The organism is Thioalkalivibrio sp. ALE30, from assembly GCF_000377465.1.
GTDB lineage: Bacteria > Pseudomonadota > Gammaproteobacteria > Ectothiorhodospirales > Ectothiorhodospiraceae > Thioalkalivibrio.
In genome coordinates, this window is record NZ_KB898168.1 from 149,447 (window position 1) to 171,959 (window position 22,513).

Genomic DNA, 22,513 nt, shown 5'->3' on the forward strand with positions numbered 1-22,513 from the left:
TGCTTTCCCTGGATGAGGCGTTGCCAAGGCTGTCGCGCCTGTGCGACAGAGCGAGTGAGAGCACTTATGCGTTTGCGCTCACCGGGTCACTGCGGGCCGCGCGGCGCAGTCTTCGCCGGGGTGGTATCGCTGGTTACGGGGCTGCCCGGGCAGATCGCCACGTCGCGTTGCTCCTCGCGATGACCGGAGGGGGTGGAGCCGCCCAATAAGGTGGAGAGGGTCGGTGGTTTTCGAGCTTTGGCGGGGGCTTCGCGGCCGAGGCCGCTCCCACAGGGGTAGCAGTCGGTGTAGGAGGCGAGCCTCGGGCCGATGGGGCTTGTCCAGCATCCAATCGGCCAGGGGGCTGGCCTCCTACTGGGGGTGTTTTGCGTGGGTGATCGGCCTGGGGGCGGTGGGGTTGTCGGTTTATGGGTCGATTCCGATATTGATTGGTTATCGGGTTGGGCGCATAATCGGGCGTTATGACATTGCTTGCGCGAACACCTAAGCAGATTGGCACGATTGTGCGCCGGGTCCGGCGAAAGCAGGGCCTTACGCAGGCCGCGCTTGGCGAGAAGTCGGGATTGCGTCAGGAGACGATCTCCCTGATCGAGAACGGAAACCCGGCCACCCGGTTGGAGACGTTGCTTGCGGTTCTGGCGGCGCTGGATCTGGAGTTTCAGGTTTCTCCCCGTGCGCGGTCGACTGCGTCCATTGAAGAGATTTTCTGATGCCGCGCAGGCCACGCCATCCGCCGCTGCGCGTGTTGCTGAATGGTCGCCTGGTGGGGTTTCTGGAGAAGTCGGCGGCCGGGTCGATCCACTTTCGGTATGACCCGGCCTGGTTGGGCTGGGAGCATGCGCTGCCGGTCTCGCTTTCGCTTCCGTTGCGGGAAGATGCCTATCACGGTGCGGCCGTGGCCGCGGTGTTCGAGAACCTGTTGCCGGATGCGGATGCCCTGCGACGGCGCGTGGCGCAACGCGTGGGCGCGGCTGGGACGGATGCCTACAGCCTGCTGGCGGCGATCGGGCATGACTGTGTGGGGGCGTTGCAGTTTTCGCTGTCGGATGCGCAGGAGTCCGGGCCGGTTGGAGGGATTCGGGGGGAACCGCTCGATGATAGGGGCATCGAACAGCTGCTGGGCGGTTTGGCACAGGCGCCGCTGGGTCTGGGCAGCGACGATGCTTTCCGCATTTCGATTGCCGGTGTCCAGGAGAAGACGGCACTGCTGTGGCATGAGGGTCGCTGGCTCAAGCCGCATGGCTCGACGCCGACTACGCATATCCTGAAGCCCGCGATTGGGCAGTTACCCAACGGGCTGGATCTGTCGGACAGCGTGGAGAACGAGTTTTACTGCCTGCGATTGCTGGCGGCGTTCGGCATGTCGGTGGCACGCGCGGAGATCGGACGCTTTGGGGGCGCGCGGGCGCTGGTGGTGGAGCGGTTTGATCGACACTGGGCGCGCGATGGGCGGCTGCTGCGCTTGCCGCAGGAGGACTGCTGCCAGCCACTGGGCGTGCCGCCGAGCCGCAAGTATCAGAGCGAAGGTGGCCCCGGGCTGGTGGATGTGCTGGGGCTGTTGCGGGGCAGTGATACGCCGGGGGCGGACCAGGCGACGGTGCTGAAGGCGCAAGTCCTGTTCTGGCTGATCGGCGCCACGGATGGGCACGCCAAGAATTTCAGCGTGTTCCTGCAACCCGGCGGCGGGTACCGGCTGACGCCGCTGTATGACGTGTTGACGATTTTACCCAGCGTGGCTAGCCGCCAGGTGGAGCGCAAGCAGGTTCGGCTGGCGCTCGCTGTGGGGCGGCGCAACCACTATCGGGTGGATGGCATCCAGGGTCGCCATTTTCTGGAGACGGGCGCTTCGGCCCGTCTGCCTGCGGCGATGGTGCACGAGGTCCTGGCATCCGTGGTGCTGCAGGCCCCATCCGCACTGGATCAGGTAGAACACGAATTGCCGGCGGGTTTCCCGGTTGGCATCCATGACGCTGTTCGGTGCTCGGTGGAAGCGGGTATTCAGTCGCTGGAGCGGGTTCTTTGAGGCCAGGCGCGCAGGGGCGGCGCTCGGTGTAGGAGGCTAGCCTCTGGCCGATGGGGCCTGTCCAACGTCCAATCGGCCAGGGGCCTGGCCTCCTACGAGAGGGCGCTTTGCTATACTTGTATAGCACCTGTTTGGAGGAACATACATGTTGGCTTTGCGTCTGCCTGAAGATGTCGAGAAGCGTCTGGCCGCCCTGGCGAAAGCGACAGGGCGCAGCAAGAGCTTCTATGCGCGCGAAGCGATCGTGCAGCATCTTGAGGATCTCGAAGACCTGTATTTGGCTGAGCACCGCCTGATTGACCACCGCAAGGGAAGCGGAGAAACGGTCTCCATGGATGAGATGAGGCGTCGACTTGAGCTGGACGATTGAGTTCGACAAACGCGTAGAGAAAGAACTGTGAGCGCTCGATAAGCAGGCAGCGAACCGCATCCTGAAGTATCTGGCCGAGCGGGTTGCGCCTGCGGCTGATCCTCGTCGTCTAGGCAAGGGTTTGTCCGGGGAGTTGGGCGAGTATTGGCGGTATCGAGTGGGGCCTTATCGTGTGCTGGCCTCGATCGAAGACGACGCGCTGCGGATACTCGTCGTGCGGGTGGCGCACCGGAACCATGTATACCGTCAGTAGCGCATTGGCTTGCTGCGAATCTCGGTTTCCTTCGTTTTCCTTCTGAATGAAAGGTGATCGCGCACGGGCCGAGCCTCTACAGCGGGTATTCGGCGTAGGAGGCCAGCCCCCTGGCCGATTGGATGTTGGACAGGCCCCATCGGCCAGAGGGCTGACCTCCTACGGGGGTGTTGTTGGTTGGGATTTAGGAGGCGTTTTGATTCGGATTCTGGATGTGGTGCTGGTGGTGGCGGCGCCGGTGATGGCGGTGTTGTGGGTGCTGGGCTGGATGGAGTCGCGTTCGCCGCTGTTCCGGCAGGAGCGGGTGGGGCGATATCAGCGGCCGTTTACGCTGGTGAAGTTTCGAACGATGCGGCCGGATACGGCGTCGGTGGCGACGCATCTGGCGCAGGCCTCGTCGATTGCTCGCTTGGGCCACTTTCTGCGCAAAACGAAGCTGGATGAGCTGCCGCAGCTTTGGAATGTGCTGAAGGGGGAGATGAGCCTGGTGGGGCCGCGGCCCTGCCTGGTGAGTCAGGTGGAGTTGATCGCGGCGCGCGAGGCTCGAGGGGTGTTTGCGGTGCGCCCGGGCATTACCGGGCTGGCGCAGGTGAACGGAATTGATATGTCGGACCCCGAGAGGCTGGCCGAGGTGGATGCGAAGATGATTGGGTCGCTGACGCTGGCGGGCTATTTCCGGTACTTGGTTTTGACGGTGACCGGGAAGGGTTCCGGGGATCGGGTTCGGGGTTAAGTTCAGTGTGGCTTTGGTGGTTTTCGGGCTTTGGCGGGGGCTTCGCGGCCGAGGCCGCTCCCACAGGGGGGGGTAGCATTGGTTGTAGGAGGCCAGCCTCCTGGCCGATGGGGCGTGTCCAACATCCAATCGGCCAGGTGGCTGGGCTCCTACAGGCGTGGCAGCGGGGCCTTGGAATGGGAGCGGGTGGAGGATATGCTTTAGGCATATGCAAAGGATGTGGGGTTGGCGATGAAGCGGCGCACGGCGAGTTTGTTCCGGAATGGACGCAGCCAGGCAGTTCGGCTGCCCAAGGGTTTTGCGTTCGATGCGGATGAAGTGGTTATCGAGAAGCGTGGCGATGCGTTGATCCTGCGTGCCAAGCCGAGATCCTGGGATGATTACTTCCAGGGGGCTGGAGAGACCCTGCCGGATGACTTTCCCAATTCGATCGAGGATCGCGTGGCGCAGGATCGCGAGGCTTTGTGATCTATGCGTTACATGCTGGATACGAACATCTGTATCTACATCATGAAACGCCGACCGCCGGAGGTGCACGCGCGGCTGCGGGGTGTGCCAGTTGGGGAGGTGGGCCTTTCTGCTGTGGTTCTGGCGGAGTTGCGGTATGGGCTTCGCCGGTCGAATCAGAAGGAACGCAGCGAGGCCGCACTGGAGCGCTTTCTGGCTTTCGCGAGGGTGTGCGACTGGCCGGAAGAAGCAGCTGAACATTACGGTGACATCCGTGCCGAGCTAGAGGGCGTAGGGACTCCGATTGGTGCAAACGACCTTTTGATCGCAGCACATGCTCGGGCCATTGGGGCCGTGCTGGTCACGAATAACGGACGTGAATTCGAGCGCGTATCCGGGCTGCAGGTAGAGAACTGGGTGGCGGCGCATTGATCAGGTGTGTGTAGTAGCGCGTTGGGGGCTTTGTGGGCGAGTCGCCCCCACCGGGGGCGGTATTCGATGTAGGAGGCCAGCCCTCTGGCCGATCACCCACGCCAGCCCGACGCCCCATCGGCCAGAGGGCTGGCCTCCTACGGGGGATACGAAGATTCTTTGCGTTTCGCTCGGGTCAGTGCGCGGCGATTTCGCTGTAAAAGCTGGGGTTGTCCTGGATGGTGGCGAGGACCTTTGCGGCAAGTCCGGTGGGGTTGCGGCGTTTGGCTTCCCAGCTCTTGATGGTGTCGACGCTCGTTCCCATGGCCTTGGCAAATTCGGCTTGCGAAACGTGCAAGTGGGCGCGAATGGCCTTCACGTCCGCCACTTCGTGGCGTGTGACGCGGCTGGGTGCTTTCTTGCCCTGCTTGATGGCGACGGCTTCCTGTAGTGAGCTCTGGAGTTCGTCGTAGATGCTCATTGGGGAGTTTCCTCTTTTAGCCGTGAAGTCAGTGCGTTCAGGGCCACTTTTTCGGTGGCGGTGAGGTTGTCTTTCACGTTCTTCGGATAGGCCAGAATCAGATAGATGATCTGCGCACTCGCCAGAAAGTCGATGACGCGGCCGCCACCACGCTTTCCCTGTTGGCCCAACCCGATGCGGATTTTCCGTAGGCCGCCTGTTCCCTGGATCAGGTCGCCTTTGTCGGGTTGGGCGATCAGCGTGTTCTGGATTTCTTTCAGGTCATCCTCTGTAGCGATCGCCTGGAATTGCCGAGTGAACGTTGGGGCTTCAATGAATTCAATGGCATGGAGCACGTGGAGACATGTCCTTATGTCTGTGCTGCCTAGGCGTACAGTGTACACAAGTCCGTGTTCTAGGGCGAGTCTTGCCGGGATACGGTCGAGGTTCTGCCGATCGGCGCAGGAGGCGGGTGCTGTGCCGGGTGATGGGGCTTCGGGGCATAGAAGAGGTGGGGTTGGTGGTTATCGAACGTTGGCGAGGGCTTCGCGGCCGAGCCCGCTCCTACAGGGGAATGGTTCAGTGTTTGGCGTGTGATGGGCGGGGATCTGGTTTCTGTGCGGGTTTTCCCTTAGCGTCGGGGAGGCGGACGCAGGAGATTGTGATGGATGACTGGGCTGAGCGGATGGAGCAACTGGCGGCATCGGAGCGGATGCGGGTGGTGCAGGGGCTGTTGCGCGGAATGGGGTATGTGGTGGTCGAGGCGTCGGAGGATGAAAACCGGCCGTGGCTGGAGCGGGTGACGGTTCCGGCCGGTGGCGGGGGTGACGATGTGCCGCGGTTGGTGGTGGGTGTGGCGAACGATTCGACGGTGGAGACGGGGCTGGTCGAGCTGGAGCGCTTTGCCGCCGGACGCGGCGCCGGTGACCGGGGAATGTACGTGAACCTGGGCGGGTTCTCGGCCGCGGCGCGGGAGCGTGCAGCGGACTTGCCGATGCCGGTGATGCTGCTGGAGGCGGAGGACCTGGCCGAGCGGTTGCGCCAGCACTGGAGTGGGCTGGACGCGGAGACACAGGCATTGCTGGGCTGATTTGTGTGCATCGATGGTTATCTCGGGAACCGCGTTGTGGTTATCCGGGGTTTCGCCGGAATGGCTCCGGCGTTGGGTGCGGTCCGGCGTGAGAGATCTGGGTTCTTACGGCATCTTCGCTGGGCCGGGCTGGAGAGGCGCAAGGGTTGTGGTTTGGTTTTTGCCCTGACCGGGTGGTTTTCGGGCTTTGGCGGGGGCTTCGCGGCCGAGGCCGCTCCTACAGGGGGCTTATCGGGGGCGTTGTCGCGGAAACGGCGTTGCGGTTATTCGGGATCTGGGGGAGCCGGGAGTAGCGGGCTGTAGCATGGTGCCGGGATGCTGGATATGCGACGGTGTCGGGTAATGCTCGAATTTGGTCCGATGGTGGGGAGTGGGGCTACCACTGAGGGGGCGAAAACGACCGTTGGGCGTTTTTTTCGTGGATGGGGTGGAATCCTCTACTTTGTGTGCTAGTTTTTGTCGCGGGGACAGGGATGCCCCTGAAAGAGCCGCCCGGGCACGGATGCTGGGGTGGCTCTTTCTCTTTATGGGGCATGGGTTTATTTGGGCTTCTTGCTTGTGAGCCGGTGGGGGCTGCGGAAGGTGTTCCGTGACTGGCTTTGGCGGGGGCTTCGCGTGCAAGCACGCTCCTACGGGGGCCGTGGTGTCGGGATGCGTAGGAGCCGAGCCTCTCGGCGATCGGGGTGTTGGACAGGTCGGATCGCCCAAGGGGCTGGGCTCCTACGCTGTCTGGGGCTTTCGGGCCTGCAGGGGCCGAGCCTCTCGGCGATGGGGTGCTGGATAGGCCCGAATCATCGCCCTGGGGTGTGACAGCGTGCCCGCCCCAGGAGTGTGGGACGGGGGCGGGGTTAGTGGTCCGCCGGGGGCATGTATTCGTGGCGGATGTGGTCCGGTTGTTCGGGGAGCTGGACGCCGGCGTTTTCCAGGGCCTCGGTGAGGTCCTCGCATTCGTCGAGTTCGTCGGCGCGCTTTTTCAGCGTGGCCAGGGCGTCGGCGGCTTCGGCCTCGGGCATGGTGATGACGAGTTCGCCGTTTTCGGCTTTTTCCAGGTGCATGTCGTGCTCCTTGTATTCTTGTTTGGCTTGTTGCGGCCGCGGCGGGCGCGTCAGTCCTCGATGGAGGGCTGCTTGGGGGCGTGCTCGTCGAAGGCGTGCGGGGGCTGGCGGAATTCGTTTTCCAGTTCGTAGACGCCTTCCTGCAGTACAGAGCCGAGGGCCCGCGCGCCGTTGCTGATCTCGCCGTCGAGTTCGGTGATGTTCTCTGCGATATCCTTGGCGGCCTTCTTGTCGATCTTCAGGGTGACCGTTCCGTTTTTCAGTGTGGCTTCCATGTCGATCTCCTTGCGTTTGCGGCGACGCTGCGCCGGTGGGACCCGTCTGGAACGGGTCTGATTCGTGTCTGGTTGACCTGCATCAATACGGGTGCAGGCCGTTGTCGCTAGTCTGTTTGTGCAGGTGACGTCTCCAACGTAACGAAGAGGCGGACCATCACGACGATTCCCGCTTGTAGGGAAAGGAGAAATCAAGATGCAATCTACTATGATGACCACCCGCCATGGTGCGCGGTTCCTCGCGCTTCTGGCGATGCTGGTTGCGCTGGCCTTTGCCGGTGCGGTGCAGGCCGGCAGTCATGGGGGCGAGCAGCCGGACATGGTGAAGGTGACGCCGAGCCCGCATTCCTTCCCGGCCACGCTTGCCGCGTTTGAACAGGAGGCGTCCGAGGCGGGGTGGAGCATCCTGGGCCGCAACAACATGGCCGGTACGCTGTCGGAGCGCGGTTTCACGATTGATCCGGTGGTGATCCTGGATGTGTGCAGCGGGCGCTACAGCGCGCAGATCCTGGAGGAGGATGCCTTCCGTCCGGTGTCCGCGTTCATGCCCTGCCGCGTGAGTATCTATCAGGACAGCCAGGGCGATGTGTTCATCTCGCGGATGAACGTGCCGGGCTTTCTGCCGATGATGCCGGAAGGTGTGGCCGAGGTGATGGAGAAGTCCTCCGAAGAGATCGAGGTGATCATCGAGCGGACCGTCGCCGAGTAATGTAATCCGGTACAGTCCGGTATTGAACCCCGGTAGAAAGGCCGGTGAGGATCGGACGACGGATGCAGCGGGGCCCGCTTCGGCGGGTCCCATGCTGTTCGGGCCGGGCAGTACATCGGTATGCCGGTGACAACGGATTTGGACAGAGACCTCTTTGCGGGTGCGAATGCCTTTGGCAGTGTCGACTGACGACGTGACAACCATTGAACCAGGCCTTTGGGGCGCCGTGCGGACCGGAAACGGGGTACGGCGCCTTTTTGCGTTTGCCGTATGGGCGTGCGGGGGCGCTCAATGACGGACGCGCGCCGCAGGACCCGTCGTTTCGCCGCCGGCTGGATCGCCGGGGGCTATGTCGTGGTGGGGGTGTTGTGGATCGCCCTGTCCGATGTGGCGCTGGCGTGGTGGGCCGGCGCGGACGTGCCCGACGCATTGACCCGCGCGAACCTGGGCAAGGGCATCGGGTTTGTGCTGGTCTCTGGCGTATTGCTGTACGCGGCGATGCGCTGGCTGCCGGCCTCGAACCCGGAGGCACCGGTGGCGGGGTCCCGTCAGGCACTCGGGCGCTTCGGCTACTGGCCCTGGTTGGCCCTGGCGGCCGCGGTGATCGGGTCGACCGCGGCGGTGGGGCTGGGCGCGTGGCAGTGGCAGGTGGCGGCCGCCGAGACGCAGGCCCGCGAGGACCTGCAACGCGCGGCGTTCCTGAAGGGGGGCGTGATTGATCGCTGGCTGGCGGAGCGTACCGGGGACGCCGTGGTGCTGGCCGAGGCGCGCGGATTCAATCTGTTCGCGGTGACGGCGCTGGAACGGCGCTCGGTGCTGGCGCTGGAGCAGGTGCGTGATCGCCTGGAGCTGATGCGCCGGGCCTATGACTACGATGGCGTCGCCCTGCTGGATGCTAATCGCCAGCCGGTGATCGAACTGGGGCGCAGCGCGCTGGATGAATCGCAGATGGATGCCGTACTGCGCGAAGTGCGGCGCAGCGCGGAGACGAGCGAACCCATCCTGCATGCCGACCCGGACGGACGCCCGCGGATCAGCTGGGCGGTGCCGGTGCGGGATCGCGCGCGGCCGCATGATCCGGTGGTGGGGCTGGTGCTGCTGTCGTCCACGGTCGAGAGCCTGCATCCGCTGTTGACGCTGACGGAGAGCCGCAACGGGCTGGATGCGCAGGCGCATATCGTGGTGCGGGGCGGAGACCAGCGGGCCACGATTGCCCGAATCAGCGCAGCCGGCGGGGTGATCATCCCGGCTCCGGCGGCGTTCCCGCGGCTGCGCGAGCGGATCCTGGACCATCCGCGCGACGCGGTGGTGATCGAGCGTTTCGACAACGCGGACAGCCGCTTCTTCGCGGGTGTGCAGGGCCTGGCGCCGGCCGGCTGGGACCTGGTGCTGAAGCGGGATCTCGATGGCGTGCAGCTGGCACCCCGCCAGCAGGCGGTCTGGGCGGCCGGGGCCACGCTGCTGGTCTGGCTGGTCGTGCTGGCGGCCGGCGGGCTGCTGTGGCGCCAGCAATGGCTGCGGCGCAACCTGGCGCTGGTGCGGGCGCATGCCGACCAGGACCGGATGCTGGGGATCTTCTTCGACATGCCGTTCGTTGGTATGGCGATCTCGGGTCCGGGTGGCGAGGGCTGGGAGCGCGTGAACGCTTGTCTGGCGGACATGCTGGGCTATGCCCCGGACGAACTGACGGCGATGGACTGGAACCGGCTGGCGACCCCCGAGGATCGAGGCTGCGAGGCGGAACTGGACGCCGAGATGCGGCGCGGCGAACGCAGCGGCTACAGTGTCGTGAAACGCCTGCTGCGGCGCGATGGCCGGGTGATGGTCGCGGATATCGACGTCAAGTGCAGCCGCACGCCCGAGGGTGCGCTGGACCGCGTCGTCGCGACGGTCGAGGACATCACCGAACGGCGCGAACAGGAGGAGCGTCAGCGCCTGGCGTCGGTGGTGTTCGAAAACACCCGCGAGGGGGTGGTGATCACCGATGCCACCGCGCACATCCTGTCGGTGAACCGCGCCTTCACGCAGTTGATGGGATATACCCAGGACGAAGTGGTCGGCCGCACGCCGAAGATGTTCCAGTCCGGCCGCCACGATCAGGCGTTCTACGCGAACCTGTTCCGCGAGCTGCAGGTGAACGGCCACTGGCAGGGGGAGATCTGGAACCGGCGCAAGAACGGCGAGATCTTCCCCGAACTGCAGAGCATCACCGCGGTGCATGACAGCCAGGGTCGGCTGACGCACTACGTGTCGGTGTTCGCGGATATCTCGCGGATCAAGGCCTCCGAGGCGGAGCTCGACTTCCTCGCCCACCATGACCCGCTGACCGAGCTCCCCAACCGCCGCCTGCTGCGCGCCCGCCTGACGCACGGCATCTCGCTGATGCGGCGGCGTCAGGGGCACCTGGCGCTGTTGTTCGTGGACATCGACCGCTTCAAGGACATCAACGACAGTCAGGGCCATGCGGCCGGGGATCGCCTGCTGCGCCTGGTCGCCGAGCGGCTGCAGGTGGGGCGCCGCGGGACCGACACCGTGGCGCGCCTGGCCAGCGACGAGTTCGCGGTGCTGGTGGAGAACCTGGGCCACGTGGACGACGCCGCGCTGGTCGCGGAGAACATCATCCGCGAGGTGAGCTACCCCTGTGATCTCGGGAACGGGATGGAGATGGAGGTCACCGCCACGGTGGGCATCGCGGTGTTCCCGGAGCATGCGGCGGATGCCGATACCCTCCTGCAGCAGGCCAGCACCGCGCTGTCACAGGCCAAGATGGACGGGCGCGGCAGCTATCGCTACTACTCGGACGAGTTCACCCGCGCGGCGCGCGAGCGCATCGACCTGTCCGCGCGGCTGCGCCGGGCGATCGAGCAGGATGCGCTGGAGGTGCACTACCAGCCGCAGTACAACGTCGCGGACGGCCGCCTGCTGGGGGCGGAGGCGCTGCTGCGCTGGACCGACCCGGAGCTGGGCCCGATCTCGCCGGGGCGCTTCATCCCGCTGGCGGAGCAGACCGGGCTGATCGTCGAACTGGGCGGCTGGGTACTGCGCCGGGTGATCGAGCAGGGACATCAGTGGCGCGCCGCCGGGCACCCGCCTCTGCGGCTGGCGGTGAATGTCTCGGCGCTGCAGTTCCAGCGCGTGCCCATCGACCAGCAGGTGGGGCAGTTGCTGGAGGACTTCGACTTCCCGGCGGATCAGCTGGAGCTGGAAATCACCGAGTCGGCGTTGATGGCGGATCCGAGCCGTGCCCGCCGCATCCTGCAGCGTCTGCGCGAGCGCGGGGTCCACTTCGCGATCGACGACTTCGGCACCGGCTATTCCTCCATGGCGCAGCTCAAGCGCTTCCCGGTGGATACGCTGAAGATCGACAAGAGCTTCGTCGACGGGCTGGCCGAAGAAGAGGGCGCGGGCAATGCCGACGACCGCTCGATCGCCCGGTCCATCGTCGGGCTGGGGCATGGCCTTGGACTGAGCGTGCTGGCGGAGGGCGTGGAGACCGCCGAGCAACTGGCCGTTCTGCGCGAACTGGGCTGCGACCACTACCAGGGCTACTACGCCAGTCGGCCGGTCCCGGCCGCCGAGTTTGCACGGCTGCTGGAAGCTGCAAACTCGGCCCTGCCGGGCGGGGCGGACGACCGGAAGTAGCCAGCGGCTCGGGGTGTGGATTTCCCCGCGTCCGGAGGCCTCAGGCGGGGTGGATCACCCCGACCACCGCCCCGGTCATCAGGGTGGCCAGCGTGCCGGCCACGATCGCGCGCAGTCCCAGGGCGACGATCTCGCTGCGCCGTTCCGGTACCAGGGCTCCCAGCCCGCCGATCAGGATGCCGAGGCTGCCGAGGTTGGCGAAGCCCGACAGGGCGTAGATCAGGATCAGTTCGCTGCGATCGGACAGCGCCTGCGCCTCCAGTTCCGCCAGGGCCATGAAGGCGACCATCTCGTTGAGCACCGTCTTGATCCCGAGGAGGGAGCCGGCGGCCGTGGCCTCGGCCCACGGGATACCCATCAGCCAGGCCAGCGGCGCGAAGACCCAGCCCAGGATGCGCTCCAGGCTGAGCGCCGCGCCCGCGAACGGTGGCAGGGCGCCCAGCACCGTATTGACCAGCGCGACCAGGGCGATGACCACGATCAGGAGGGCAATAATCTGCAGCAGAAGCTCGAGCCCGCGCAGGGTCCCGCGGGTGATGGCATCCATGGCACTGGTGGCTCCCTCCTCGCCCTCGATGCGCTGGCCGTTGGTGGGCGGTGCCGTGGGCGGGATCATCACCGTGGCGATCAGCAGCGCGGCCGGCAGGCTGATCAGCGAGGCCACGATCAGGTGGCCCAGGGCGTCGTCCAGTACCGTCCCGATGATCGTCGCATACAGGACCAGCATGGTCCCGGCGAGGGTGGCCATCCCCACGCTCATCAGGGCGAACAGTTCGGAGCGGTTCATCTGCTTGAGGTAGGGCCGGATCACCAGCGGCGACTCGACCATGGACAGAAACACGTTGGACGCCGTGCCCACCCCGAGTGCCCCGCCAATGCCGAAGATCCGCTGGAGCAGGCGCGATGCACCGTGGATCAGCCAGGGCAGGATGCGCCAGTAAAATAACAGGGCGGACAGTGCGGAAAGCACCAGGATCAGTGGCAGGGCCTGGAAGGCGAGCACGAAGCTGCTGGCCGGGTCCTCCACGGCGAAGGGCGCCTCGCCGCCGCCCAGATAGCCGAACACGAAGGACGTGCCGGCGCGTGTGGCATCGGTCAGGGCAATCACCAGCTGGTTCGCCCAGACGAAGAAGCGCTGGGTCCCGGGCACTTCGATCAGCAGCCAGGCGATAGCGAACTGCAGGGTCACACCTGCGAGCACCTCGCGCCAGGGAAAACGTCGCTTGTGTTCGCTGAGCACCCAGGCGATCGCGATGAACGCGACCAGGCCCAGGGCGGCTTGCAGGATGGCCATACGCTTCCTTCGTTGGCGGAAAATCGGGGAGCATAACCGCTCCCCGCGTGTGGTGGCAGGCGCGCCAGGCGATTCGGGGGATCCGGGCGGCGGGAATTGTCGGGCCCAGGTGGTAGGGTAGGGCCGATCGGTGCAAGGACAGGGATCACGTGAAATCAGGTCAACTGCAACCCGGGATGGTGGTACTGCACGGCAACCACCTGGAGTCGCTGCGTACGCTGGCGGTGGAGTGGATGCGGCGGGCGCCGCTGGCGCCGCTGGAGAACGAGACCATTCTGGTGCAGAGCAATGGCATGGCGCAGTGGCTGCGGCATGCCCTGGCGGCGCCGCCGGATGCCGATCCGCCGGGCTGCGGGATCGCGGCCGCGCTGGACATGCAGCTGCCGTCGCGCTTCGTGTGGTCGGCCTACCGCGCGGTGCTTGGGGCCGATGCCGTACCGTTGGAGTCTCCCTATGCCAAGCGCCCGCTGACCTGGCGGCTGATGCGCCTGCTGCCGACGTGCCTGGAGCAGGAGGCCTTCGCCCCGCTCGGACAGTTCCTGCAGGACGACGACCCGGGCCAGGGCGGGGACCTGCGCAAGCGTTTCCAGCTCGCCGAGCGCCTGGCGGACCTGTTCGATCAGTACCAGGTGTATCGCGCGGATTGGCTGACCGACTGGGCGGCCGGGCGCGACGTGCTGCGCGACGCCCGCGGGCAGGCGCGCGACCTGGCGCCGGGGCAGCGCTGGCAGGCGGAGCTGTGGCGGCTACTGCAGGCGGATATCGGTGTCGCGCAGGAGGGGGTGAGCCGCTCCGCGGTGCACGCGCGCTATCGGGATACGGTGCGTACGCTGGAGCGCCGCCCCGAGGGGCTGCCGCGGCGGGTCATTGTATTCGGGATTTCCTCGCTGCCGGGGCAGATCCTGGAGGCGCTGGAGGGGCTGGCGCGCTTCTGCCAGGTGCTGGTCTGCGTGCACAACCCCTGCGAGTACTACTGGGCCGACATCGTGGCCGACAAGGACCTGCTGCGCGCCACCCGGAGGCGCCAGGCGCGCAAGACCGGGATGCCGGAGGCCCTGGACGAGGCCCAGCTGCACAACCACGCGCATCCGCTGCTGGCCGCCTGGGGCAAGCAGGGGCGCGACTACATCGGGCTGCTGGACGAGCACGATGACCCCGAACACTACGGCCGGGTGCTGCGCACGCTGGACTGGGAACGCGTGGATGTCTTCGAGCCGCACGGCACGCGCGGGCCGGAGGACTGCCTGCTGCACCAGTTGCAGGAGGACATCCGCGCGCTGCGGCCGCTGGCCGAGACGCGGGAGACCTGGCCCGCGGTTGCGGCGGCGGACCGCTCCATCCAGTTCCATGTGGCGCACAGCCCGCTGCGCGAGGTGGAGTTGCTGCACGACCGGCTGCTGGACCACTTCGCGCACGATCCCGCGCTGCGCCCGCGCGACGTGATCGTGATGCTGCCGGATATCGACCAGTACGCCCCTCACATCGAGGCGGTGTTCGGCCAGCCGGAGACCGACGACCCGCGCTTCATCCCGTACACGCTGTCGGACCAGGGGCCGCGCGGGCGTGACCCGGTGCTGATCGCGCTGGAGCAGTTGTTGTCCCTGCCGGAGAGCCGGATGGGCGTCAGCGAACTGCTGGACCTGCTGGACGTGCCGGCGGTCCGGAGGCGCTTCGGCATCGCCGAGGAGGACCTGGGGCACCTGCATGCCTGGGCCGCGGGCGCGGGGGTGCGCTGGGGCCTGGATGCCGCGCAGCGCGCCGGTCTGGGCCTGCCCGAGGGCCTGGAGCAGAACACCTGGCGCTTTGGCCTGCGGCGGATGCTGCTGGGCTACGCCCTGGGCGACCAGGGACCGTGGCAGGGGGTGGAACCCTACGACGAGATCGGTGGGCTGAGCGCGGCCTTGCTGGGCCCGCTGGAGGCCCTGATCTCCGCGCTGGAAGAGGCCTGGGGCTGGCTGCGCCGGGCGCATGCCCCGGGGGACTGGGCGGCGCGGCTTGCCACCTTGCTGGAACAGTTCTTCGCGCCGGAGACGGACGCCGAACTGTTCACCCTGGAGCGTCTGGGCGAGGCCCTGGAGCAGTGGCGCGAGGACTGTGCGGCCGCCGGGCTGGAGGAGGCGCTGCCGCTGGCCGTGGTGCGCGAGCAGTGGCTGGCCAGTCAGGAGGATTCCGGCGTGGGGCAGCGCTTTCTGGCGGGTTCGGTGAACTTCTGCACCCTGATGCCGATGCGGGCGATCCCGTTCCAGGTGGTCTGCCTGCTGGGCATGAATGACGGCGACTACCCGCGCAGCCCGACCCCGATGGACTTCGATCTGATGGCACAGGACTACCGCCCGGGCGATCGCTCGCGGCGCGAGGACGACCGCTATCTGTTCCTGGAGGCGCTGCTCTCCGCCCGGCGCCAGTTGCATGTGAGCTGGGTGGGGCGGCATGTGCGCGACAACGAGCCGCGCCCGCCCTCGGTGCTGGTTGGGCAGTTACGCGATCACCTGGCCGCCGGCTGGGGACTGGCCGGGGTTGACGGGCCCGAGGCCGGTCCGGCCCTGGTGGAACACCTGACCACCTGGCACCCACTCCAGCCCTTCTCGCCGGTGAACTTCCCGGCGGGCGACGACGAGCGGCACTTTACCTATGCCCGGGAATGGGAGGCCGTGCACGCCGCGGATGTGGCCCCGGCCGAGGGCGCCTGCGAGCCGATCCCGCTGCTGGAGGCCGAGCGCGAGCCGCGCGCGGTGGCGCCGGAGGCCCTTGCGCGCTTTCTGCGCTTCCCGGTGGAGGCGTTCTTTCGTTATCGCCTGGGGGTGTTCTTCGACGAAGAAGAGGCCCCCGGTGAGGACCTGGAACCGTTCGGGCTGGGCGGGCTGGAGCAGTGGCAGGTGCGCCAGAATCTGGTTGCCACCGCGCTTGAATCCGCCGCTGATGCGGCCGCCTGGCCGGAGATCCTGCAGGTCGAATCCGCACGCCTGCAGCGCGCCGGCTGGCTGCCGCTGGGGGCGGCCGGCGAGCTGGAACGTGGTGCGATGGTGGACGAGGCCGCGCGGCTGCTGGAGCGGATCGGCGAGCGCCTTGCGCTGTATCCCGAACGGCTGGAGGCGGGGCGTCCGCTGCGCCTGGAACACGCGCACTGGGGCCTGGAGGCGGTGCCGCCCGCGCTACGCGGCGATGGCGAGGGTCGGGTTCGGGTCTGCCTGGACTACACGGCGAGCCGTATTGCCAACGGCAAGAAGTGGCGCTACGACAAGCTGATGGCGCCGTGGGTGATGCATCTGCTCGCCAACGCCGGCGCGGGGGATGTGGGTTCCGAACTGGTCGCGCTGGACACACGCCTGACCCTCCCCGGGCTGGAGTCGGGTCTGGCGGAGGAACTGCTGGGCACGCTGCTGGAGGCCTGGGCGGCCGGACAGGAGCGCCCGCTGCCGCTGGCCTGCGCCGCCGCTTTTGCCTGGCTGGAGGCGGAGGATGGGCAAAAGGACCCGTATGACGAGGCGTTGAAGACCCTGCGGGGGAACGACTACAGCCCTGGCGAGTGGTCGCGCAGTCCCGCGCTGGCACGGGCCTGGCCGGATCCCGAGACCCTGCTGGCCGATCCCGATTTCGGCTTCTGGCGGGACCGCGTGTACCGACCGGTGTTTGTGGTCGTGAACCAGTCGGAGGTCGCGGAATGACGGCCACCGCGCACAAGCTGGACCTGCTGGCGTTGCCGCTGCACGGCAGCCGCCTGATCGAGGCCAGCGCCGGCACCGGCAAGACCTACACCATCGCCGCGCTGTATCTGCGCCTGGTGCTGGGCCACGGCGAGCTGCCCGAGGGCACCAGCGCCCTGACGCCGCCACAGATCCTGGTGATGACCTTTACCGATGCCGCGACCCAGGAGCTGCGCAGCCGCATCCGCGACACCCTGGCAATCGCGGCGCGGGTGTTCCGCGCGGAGGATCCGGATGCGGTGCCGGGCGTGCAGGACATCCACAGGGAGCTGCGCGGCGAATACAGCGAGGCGGAGCGGCCGGGCGCGGCACGCCGGCTGGAACTGGCGGCGGAGTGGATGGACGAGGCCGCGGTGTCGACCATCCACGGCTGGTGCTACCGCATGCTGCGCGAGCACGCCTTCGACAGCGGGAGCCTGTTCACCCAGGACCTGGCGAGTGACCAGCAGGAGCTGCTGGCCGAGGCGGCGCGTGATTACTGGCGCCGCTTCGTCTATCCGCAGCCGCCGGCGCCGCTGGCCCTGCTGCGCAATGCCTTCGGGCCCAATCCCGAGACCCTGTTGCAGAAGACCCGGCCGCTGGTCGGACATCTGCCCGCGGATGCGGCGGACGCGGAGCTGGAGACCCCGGAGGGTCTGGAGGCCGCGCTGAGACGCAAGCTGGCGCGGCTGGAGGCGATGAAGCGGCCCTGGCGCGAGGACTTCGAGGCGATCAAGGAGCAGTTTGACGCGCTGCGCGGCCCGGTTCTGCAGCCGGGCAAGTACAGCAACCCGGACAAGCTGCTGGGTGCGATGCGCGAATGGGCCGAGGATCCGGGCGCGCTGCGGCCCGGTGGCGTCTCCGGCGACTCCCCGCTGCTGCGTTTCAGTGCGGCCGGCATGCAGGACCGGCTGAAAGGCGGTCAGACGCTGCCGGAGGATCTGCACCCGGCCTTTGCGGGGCTGGACGATCACGCCGAAGTCTGCGTGGATGACCGCGAGCGCCTTTTGCAGGCGGCGGCGCGCCAGGTGGATGCGCGCTTTCGTCAGGTTCAGCGCCAGCGCGCGCAGATGGGCTTCCACGACTTGCTGACCCGGCTGCGCGATGCCCTGGACGGCCCGGGGGGCGAGCACCTGGCCGCGACCCTGCGTACGCAGTTCCCGGTGGCACTGGTCGACGAGTTCCAGGACACCGATCCGGTGCAGTACCGGATCTTCCAGCGCGTCTATCGCATCGACGAGAACCCGCGCGACCTCGGCGTGCTGCTGATCGGCGATCCCAAGCAGTCGATCTACGGCTTTCGCGGGGCGGATATCCATACCTACCTGGCGGCGCGTACGGCCACCGCCGGTCGTCACTACACCCTGGAGCGCAACTTCCGCTCCACCGAGGCCCTGGTGGATGGCGTGAACCGGTTGTTCGGGCATGCCGAGGGCTGGGCGGACGGGGCGTTTCTGTTCCGTACTGGCGCGGAGAACCCGCTGCCGTTCGTGCCGGTTACGGCCAATGGCCGCGCGGAGGTCTTCGAGCAGCACGGGGAGGCGGCCCCGGCGGTCACGCTGTGGTGCCATGACCCCGGCGAGCCGGTGCCCAAGGGCGCCTACCGCGAGCGCATGGCGCAGGCGTGCGCCAGCCATATGGTGGAGCTGCTCAACGGAGGTGTCGCCGGGACCTGCGGCTTTCGCAAGGGCGCGGACCTGACCGGGGTGCGACCGCGTGATATGGCGGTGCTGGTGCGCGGACGCGCGGAGGCCGACGCGATCCGCGCCGAGCTGCGTCGACGCGGCGTGCGCAGCGTATACCTGTCGGATCGCGAGTCGGTATATGCCAGCGACGAGGCGGGGGACCTGCTGCGCTGGCTGCGCGCCTGTGCCGAGCCCACCAGCGAGCGGTTGCTGCGCGCGGCGCTGGCCACCGCGACGCTGGGGCAGTCGCTGGCCGAGCTGCACCGGCTGACGGTGGACGAGCTGGCCTGGGAGGCGCGGGTCGAGCAGTTCCGCGACTACCGGCGCCTGTGGCAGACGCGCGGGGTGTTGCCGATGCTGCGCCGGCTGCTGCACGACTTCGAGGTCCCCCGGCGGTTGCGCGCCACGGCGGGGGGTGAGCGCGCGCTGACCAACCTGCTGCATCTGAGCGAGCTGCTGCAGCAGGCGGCCGCGGAGCTGGATGGCGAGCAGGCCCTGATCCGGCACCTGATGGAGCACCGGAACGGCGACGGCGAGACCGGCGAGGAGCAGATCCTGCGCCTGGAGAGTGACGAGGACCTGGTCAAGGTGGTGACGCTGCACAAGTCCAAGGGGCTGGAGTATCCGCTGGTGTTCCTGCCGTTCGCCTGCAATTTCCGGCCCACGGACGCGAAGAAGGACGTGCCCTGGCGCGACCATCCGCCGCAGGGCGGGGCGAGCTGGGTGTTCCACATGGATGACGCGGTGTACCAGCGGGCCGAGCGCGAACGCCTGGCCGAGGACCTGCGCCTGTTGTACGTGGGCATGACCCGGGCGCGCCATGCCTGCTGGCTGGGGATTGCACCGATTGTCTCGGGAAGGAGCAAGACCAACCATTTCGACCAGACCGCGGCCGGGTATCTGCTGGCCGGCCCCGAGGGCGTGGCGGACGGCGGGCTGGAGGCGGCGCTGCGGACCGCCGCGGGCGACGAGCCGGCGATCCGGGTGGGCCCGCTGCCGGAAGTGCGCGACGCTGCGGTGCAGACCGGCGCCAACGCCCCGACCACCGGACCGGCCCGACAACCGCCGGTGCGGCGCTTCGAGCGCTGGTGGGTGGCCAGCTACAGCGCGATTGCCGCGCACGACGAGGGGGTGGCACCGATCGCGCCCGATTCGGCGCGCGAGGATGTGCTGCGCGAGGGCGTCGCGGATGCGGGTCGCGAGGCCGTGGAGTTCCCCGAACTCGAGGCCGAGCCCGGGCCACGCGCGGCCAGTGGGCTGCACGCCTTCCCGCGCGGGCCGGGACCGGGCACCTTCCTGCACGGGCTGCTGGAGTGGGCGGCGGAGCAGGGCCTCGCCGCGCAGGTGGCGCAGCCCGAACGCCTGGCGCGGGAGATCGAAACGCGCTGCGAGCGCCGGGGATGGGGCGAGTGGTCCACGGTGGTCAAGGACTGGATGCAGCAGTTGCTGACGGCCGGCTTCCCGCTGGAGGAGGGCGGGACGTTCTCGCTGGGGGGCTTGGCCACGTATCAGCCGGAGCTGGAGTTCCTGTACCCGGCGCAAAGCCTCAAGGCCGGGGATCTGGATCAGGCGGTGCGGGCGCAGATTCTGCCGGGCGAGGGGCGCCCGCCGGTAGGGGACGTGACGCTGAACGGGATGCTGAAGGGCTTCGTCGACCTGGTGTTCGAGCACGCCGGGCGCTATTACGTGGCGGACTACAAGTCCAACTGGCTGGGGCCCTCGGCTCGGGCCTACACCGCCGAGCGCCTGCGCGCGGCGGTGCTGGAACATCGCTACGACCTGCAGCTGGTGCTCTACACGCTGGCACTGCATCGCCAGCTGGGCGCTCGCCTGCCGGGCTACGACTATGACCAGCACATGGGCGGCGGGGTCTACCTGTTCCTGCGCGGCGTGGACGCGCCGGGCCACGGGGTGTTCCACCACTGCCCGCCGCGTGCGCTGATCGAGCAGCTGGATCGCTGGATGACGCACGGGGTCGATCGGGAGGGGGCGGCATGAACGCGGTGTCGCATAGCGGGGCGCTGGGGTCCGTGCAGGCCCTGATGGTGCTGCTGGGCGAATGGGAGGCGGCCGGGTGGCTGCGCGGCGTGGACCGGGCGCTGGTGCGCTTTCTGCACGAGCAGGATCCCGGGGCACCGCCACTGGCGCTGCTGCTGGCCGCGCTGGCCAGTCACCAGGTCGGGCGCGGCCATGTGTGCCTGGAACTGGACGCCCTGCTGCAGGAACCGGATACCACGCTGGCCCTGCCGCCGGAGGGAGAACCGAACGCGCCGGCCCTGCCGCGGCCGTCGTCCGTGCTGCAGGGCGTTTCGGCGACGGCGGTCGCGCAGGCCCTGGACGGGACGGCACTGGCCGGACCGGATGCGGTTGGCTCGACGCCGCTGGTCTATACCGGCGCGCAGGTCTACCTGCGCCGCTATTGGGAGGCCGAGCGCCGTATCGGGCAGGCGATCCGCGCGCGGGTGGCCGATCGCGCGGCCTGGCAGGGCGCGCTGGATACGGCCGCGGCGCGCGAGTGGCTGAACTGGCTGTTCGGCACACCCGCGGACGGCGCCGCCCCGGACTGGCAGCGCCTGGCCTGTGCCCTGGCGGCCGGCTCCGGTTTCAGCGTGATCACGGGCGGGCCGGGCACCGGCAAGACCACCACGGTGTTGCGGCTGCTCGCGCTGCTGCAGGGCTTGCAGGGTCCGGAGGATCCACTGCGTATCCGCCTGGCCGCGCCCACCGGCAAGGCCGCGGCGCGTCTGAATTCCTCGGTCAGCGGGGCGCTGGATCGCCTGGGGCTGGAGACACTGCCGGATGGTGATGCGCTGCGGCGAAACCTGCCGGCCGAGGTGGTCACGGTGCATCGCCTGCTGGGGGCGCGGCCGGATACGCGGCACTTCCGCCACGGTGCGCGCAATCCCCTGGCGGTGGATGTGCTGGTGGTGGACGAGGCGTCGATGATCGACCTGGAACTGATGGCCAGTCTGGTCGAGGCGGTGCCGCGCACGGCGCGCCTGATCCTGCTCGGGGATCGCGACCAGTTGGCATCGGTGGAGGCCGGCGCGGTGCTGGGCGAGCTGTGCCACCGCGCCGGGGGTGGGCACTACACGCCGGACTCCGTGCAGTGGCTGGAAGCGGTGACCGGCGAGGCCGTGCCAGCGGCGATGAAGGATGCGCACGGGCAGGCCCTGGACCAGCACATCGTGATGCTGCGCCAGAGTCACCGCTTTGGCGCGGACAGCGGGATCGGACGCCTGGCCGCGGGGGTGAACTCGGGCGAGGTTACGGGGTCGCCGCAGGGCGACGATGCTGTGTGGCAGCGGGTGCTCGCCCACCCCGAGGATGCGGCCCTGGTGGATCTGGCAGTGGCGGGGCGCGCGGACACACCCGAGGGCGAGGCGGTCGGGTATGCGGACTACCTGGAAGGCCTGCGCGTGGCCCGGCCGGCCCCCGGGGCGCCGCGCGCCGCCTGGGAGGACTGGGCGCGGGACGTGCTGGCGGCCCACGGGCGCTTTCAGCTGTTGTGCGCGGTGCGGCGCGGGCCGTGGGGGCTCGAAAGGCTCAACCGGCGCATTGCCGGGGCATTGCAGGCGCGCGGGTTGCTGGAGATGGAGGCCGGCCGTGGCGGCGGGTCAGAGGGGCACGCGCCATGGTTCGAGGGGCGACCGGTGATCGTGACCCGCAACGACTATGCCCTGGGGCTGATCAACGGCGATATCGGCATTGCCCTGGCCGTTCCGGCCTGGCTGGCGCGGGGCGAGCCCGAGGCGACCGGGGATCATGGGGGGCCGGAGGCGGCGGCGCCGGTGTTGCGCGTCGCCTTTCTCGCGGCGGGGGATCGCGTGCGCTGGGTGTTGCCCAACCGGCTGGAGGCCGTCGAGACCGCCTTTGCGCTGACCGTGCACAAGGCGCAGGGCTCGGAGTTCGAGCATGTCGCGCTGGTGCTGCCGGAGGCCGACAGCCCCATCCTGACCCGCGAGCTCGTCTATACCGCGATCACCCGCGCCAGCCGCTGGTTCAGCCTGCTCGAGCCACGCGCGGGCACCCTGGCGGCGGCCAGTCAGCGCCAGATCCGCCGCAGCGGCGGCCTGCGCCGCTGGCTGGACGATGCGCTGTAGGGAGGTGCGGGGGCGGTGGTGTCATCCCGGAAACCGCGTAGCGGTTATCCGGGATCTCGTGCGTTGGGGTGGCCCTGGGCCTGGGGTACATCCGGCGGGGGAGATCCCGGCGCTTCGCTGCGCTGCGGCCGGGATGACGAGGGGGTGGCGCTGCGGTTGGGGTGACGATGCCGGGGTGTTCCGGCTTTGGCGGGGGCTTCGCCTGCGAGCAGGCTCCCACGGGGATATTGGCCGGCCCTGTGGGAGCCGCCTTGGCGGCGAAGCTCCTGCCCGAGGTAAG

17 protein-coding genes and 1 pseudogene are annotated in these 22,513 nt (G+C 68.1%); 13 read left to right on the forward strand and 5 right to left on the reverse strand.

All coding sequences use genetic code 11. The annotated features are described in order from the left end of the window. Positions 1 to 461: 461 nt before the first annotated feature. The 7 genes and pseudogenes from D107_RS0100670 (at position 462) to D107_RS0100695 (ending at position 4,258) form a co-directional block, all read left to right on the forward strand. Positions 462 to 710 (forward strand): helix-turn-helix domain-containing protein, encoded by a 249-nt coding sequence (locus D107_RS0100670; RefSeq protein WP_018867983.1) that lies wholly within the window; start codon positions 462 to 464, stop codon positions 708 to 710. Then, positions 710 to 2,023 carry a type II toxin-antitoxin system HipA family toxin gene (locus D107_RS0100675; protein WP_018867982.1) on the forward strand — a complete coding sequence of 438 codons (1,314 nt, stop codon included), beginning with the start codon at positions 710 to 712 and terminating at the stop codon, positions 2,021 to 2,023. Before D107_RS0100670 ends, D107_RS0100675 begins: the two co-directional genes overlap by 1 nt. Positions 2,024 to 2,168: 145 nt before the next feature. Further along, positions 2,169 to 2,393, forward strand: coding sequence for a DUF6290 family protein (locus D107_RS0100680; RefSeq protein ID WP_018867981.1), 225 nt, complete (start codon positions 2,169 to 2,171; stop codon positions 2,391 to 2,393). Next, a pseudogene (locus D107_RS13475) lies at positions 2,377 to 2,646 on the forward strand (type II toxin-antitoxin system RelE/ParE family toxin). The gene D107_RS0100680 and the pseudogene D107_RS13475 overlap by 17 nt, the downstream one beginning before the upstream one ends. Positions 2,647 to 2,842: 196 nt before the next feature. Continuing rightward, on the forward strand, positions 2,843 to 3,379 hold the full coding sequence (locus D107_RS0100685) for a sugar transferase (RefSeq protein WP_018867980.1): 537 nt from the start codon (positions 2,843 to 2,845) through the stop codon (positions 3,377 to 3,379). 231 nt (positions 3,380 to 3,610) lie between these two features. Continuing rightward, positions 3,611 to 3,847, forward strand: a complete 237-nt coding sequence (locus D107_RS0100690; protein ID WP_018880509.1) for an AbrB/MazE/SpoVT family DNA-binding domain-containing protein — start codon at positions 3,611 to 3,613, stop codon at positions 3,845 to 3,847. Between the two features lie 3 nt (positions 3,848 to 3,850). Next, a complete protein-coding gene (locus D107_RS0100695) occupies positions 3,851 to 4,258 on the forward strand; it encodes a type II toxin-antitoxin system VapC family toxin (protein ID WP_018880510.1) in 408 nt (135 codons plus the stop codon). 175 nt (positions 4,259 to 4,433) lie between these two features. On the opposite strand, the gene nadS is transcribed toward D107_RS0100695, so the two are convergent. Together nadS and D107_RS0100705 are read right to left on the reverse strand one after the other, a co-directional pair. Then, positions 4,434 to 4,718 carry a NadS family protein gene (nadS, locus tag D107_RS0100700; RefSeq protein ID WP_018867109.1) on the reverse strand — a complete coding sequence of 95 codons (285 nt, stop codon included), beginning with the start codon at positions 4,716 to 4,718 and terminating at the stop codon, positions 4,434 to 4,436. Further along, positions 4,715 to 5,053, reverse strand: coding sequence for a type II toxin-antitoxin system RelE/ParE family toxin (locus D107_RS0100705; RefSeq protein WP_018880511.1), 339 nt, complete (start codon positions 5,051 to 5,053; stop codon positions 4,715 to 4,717). The genes nadS and D107_RS0100705 overlap by 4 nt, the downstream gene beginning before the upstream one ends. A gap of 308 nt (positions 5,054 to 5,361) precedes the next feature. Here D107_RS0100705 and D107_RS0100710 point away from each other — a divergent pair, with 308 nt between their 5' ends. Beyond that, on the forward strand, positions 5,362 to 5,787 hold the full coding sequence (locus D107_RS0100710; RefSeq protein WP_018880512.1) for a restriction endonuclease: 426 nt from the start codon (positions 5,362 to 5,364) through the stop codon (positions 5,785 to 5,787). Positions 5,788 to 6,635: 848 nt separating this feature from the next. On the opposite strand, the gene D107_RS0100715 is transcribed toward D107_RS0100710, so the two are convergent. Further along, positions 6,636 to 6,842, reverse strand: a complete 207-nt coding sequence (locus tag D107_RS0100715; RefSeq protein ID WP_018867106.1) for a hypothetical protein — start codon at positions 6,840 to 6,842, stop codon at positions 6,636 to 6,638. Positions 6,843 to 6,892: 50 nt separating this feature from the next. After that, on the reverse strand, positions 6,893 to 7,117 hold the full coding sequence (locus D107_RS0100720; protein WP_018867105.1) for a hypothetical protein: 225 nt from the start codon (positions 7,115 to 7,117) through the stop codon (positions 6,893 to 6,895). A gap of 211 nt (positions 7,118 to 7,328) precedes the next feature. Between D107_RS0100720 and D107_RS0100725 the strand changes: the two genes are divergently transcribed. Together D107_RS0100725 and D107_RS13245 are read left to right on the forward strand one after the other, a co-directional pair. Then, entirely contained in the window at positions 7,329 to 7,826 is a 498-nt protein-coding gene (locus D107_RS0100725) for a DUF302 domain-containing protein (RefSeq protein WP_026280689.1), read from the forward strand. 270 nt (positions 7,827 to 8,096) lie between these two features. Then, complete coding sequence (locus D107_RS13245) at positions 8,097 to 11,468, forward strand: bifunctional diguanylate cyclase/phosphodiesterase (protein ID WP_018880513.1); 3,372 nt, start codon at positions 8,097 to 8,099, stop codon at positions 11,466 to 11,468. A gap of 40 nt (positions 11,469 to 11,508) precedes the next feature. Here D107_RS13245 and D107_RS0100735 read toward each other — a convergent pair whose 3' ends face one another. Continuing rightward, positions 11,509 to 12,762, reverse strand: coding sequence for a NupC/NupG family nucleoside CNT transporter (locus tag D107_RS0100735; protein WP_018877546.1), 1,254 nt, complete (start codon positions 12,760 to 12,762; stop codon positions 11,509 to 11,511). 176 nt (positions 12,763 to 12,938) lie between these two features. Here D107_RS0100735 and recC point away from each other — a divergent pair, with 176 nt between their 5' ends. The 3 genes from recC to recD are packed head-to-tail and all read left to right on the forward strand — an operon-like array spanning position 12,939 to position 22,233. After that, on the forward strand, positions 12,939 to 16,427 hold the full coding sequence (gene recC, locus D107_RS0100740) for an exodeoxyribonuclease V subunit gamma (protein WP_018880514.1): 3,489 nt from the start codon (positions 12,939 to 12,941) through the stop codon (positions 16,425 to 16,427). Beyond that, the gene (gene recB, locus D107_RS0100745; RefSeq protein WP_018880515.1) at positions 16,424 to 20,128 is read left to right on the forward strand and encodes an exodeoxyribonuclease V subunit beta; all 3,705 of its coding nucleotides are present in this window, start codon (positions 16,424 to 16,426) and stop codon (positions 20,126 to 20,128) included. Before recC ends, recB begins: the two co-directional genes overlap by 4 nt. Next, a complete protein-coding gene (gene recD / locus D107_RS0100750) occupies positions 20,125 to 22,233 on the forward strand; it encodes an exodeoxyribonuclease V subunit alpha (protein WP_018880516.1) in 2,109 nt (702 codons plus the stop codon). Before recB ends, recD begins: the two co-directional genes overlap by 4 nt. The last annotated feature ends 280 nt before the right edge of the window (positions 22,234 to 22,513 follow it).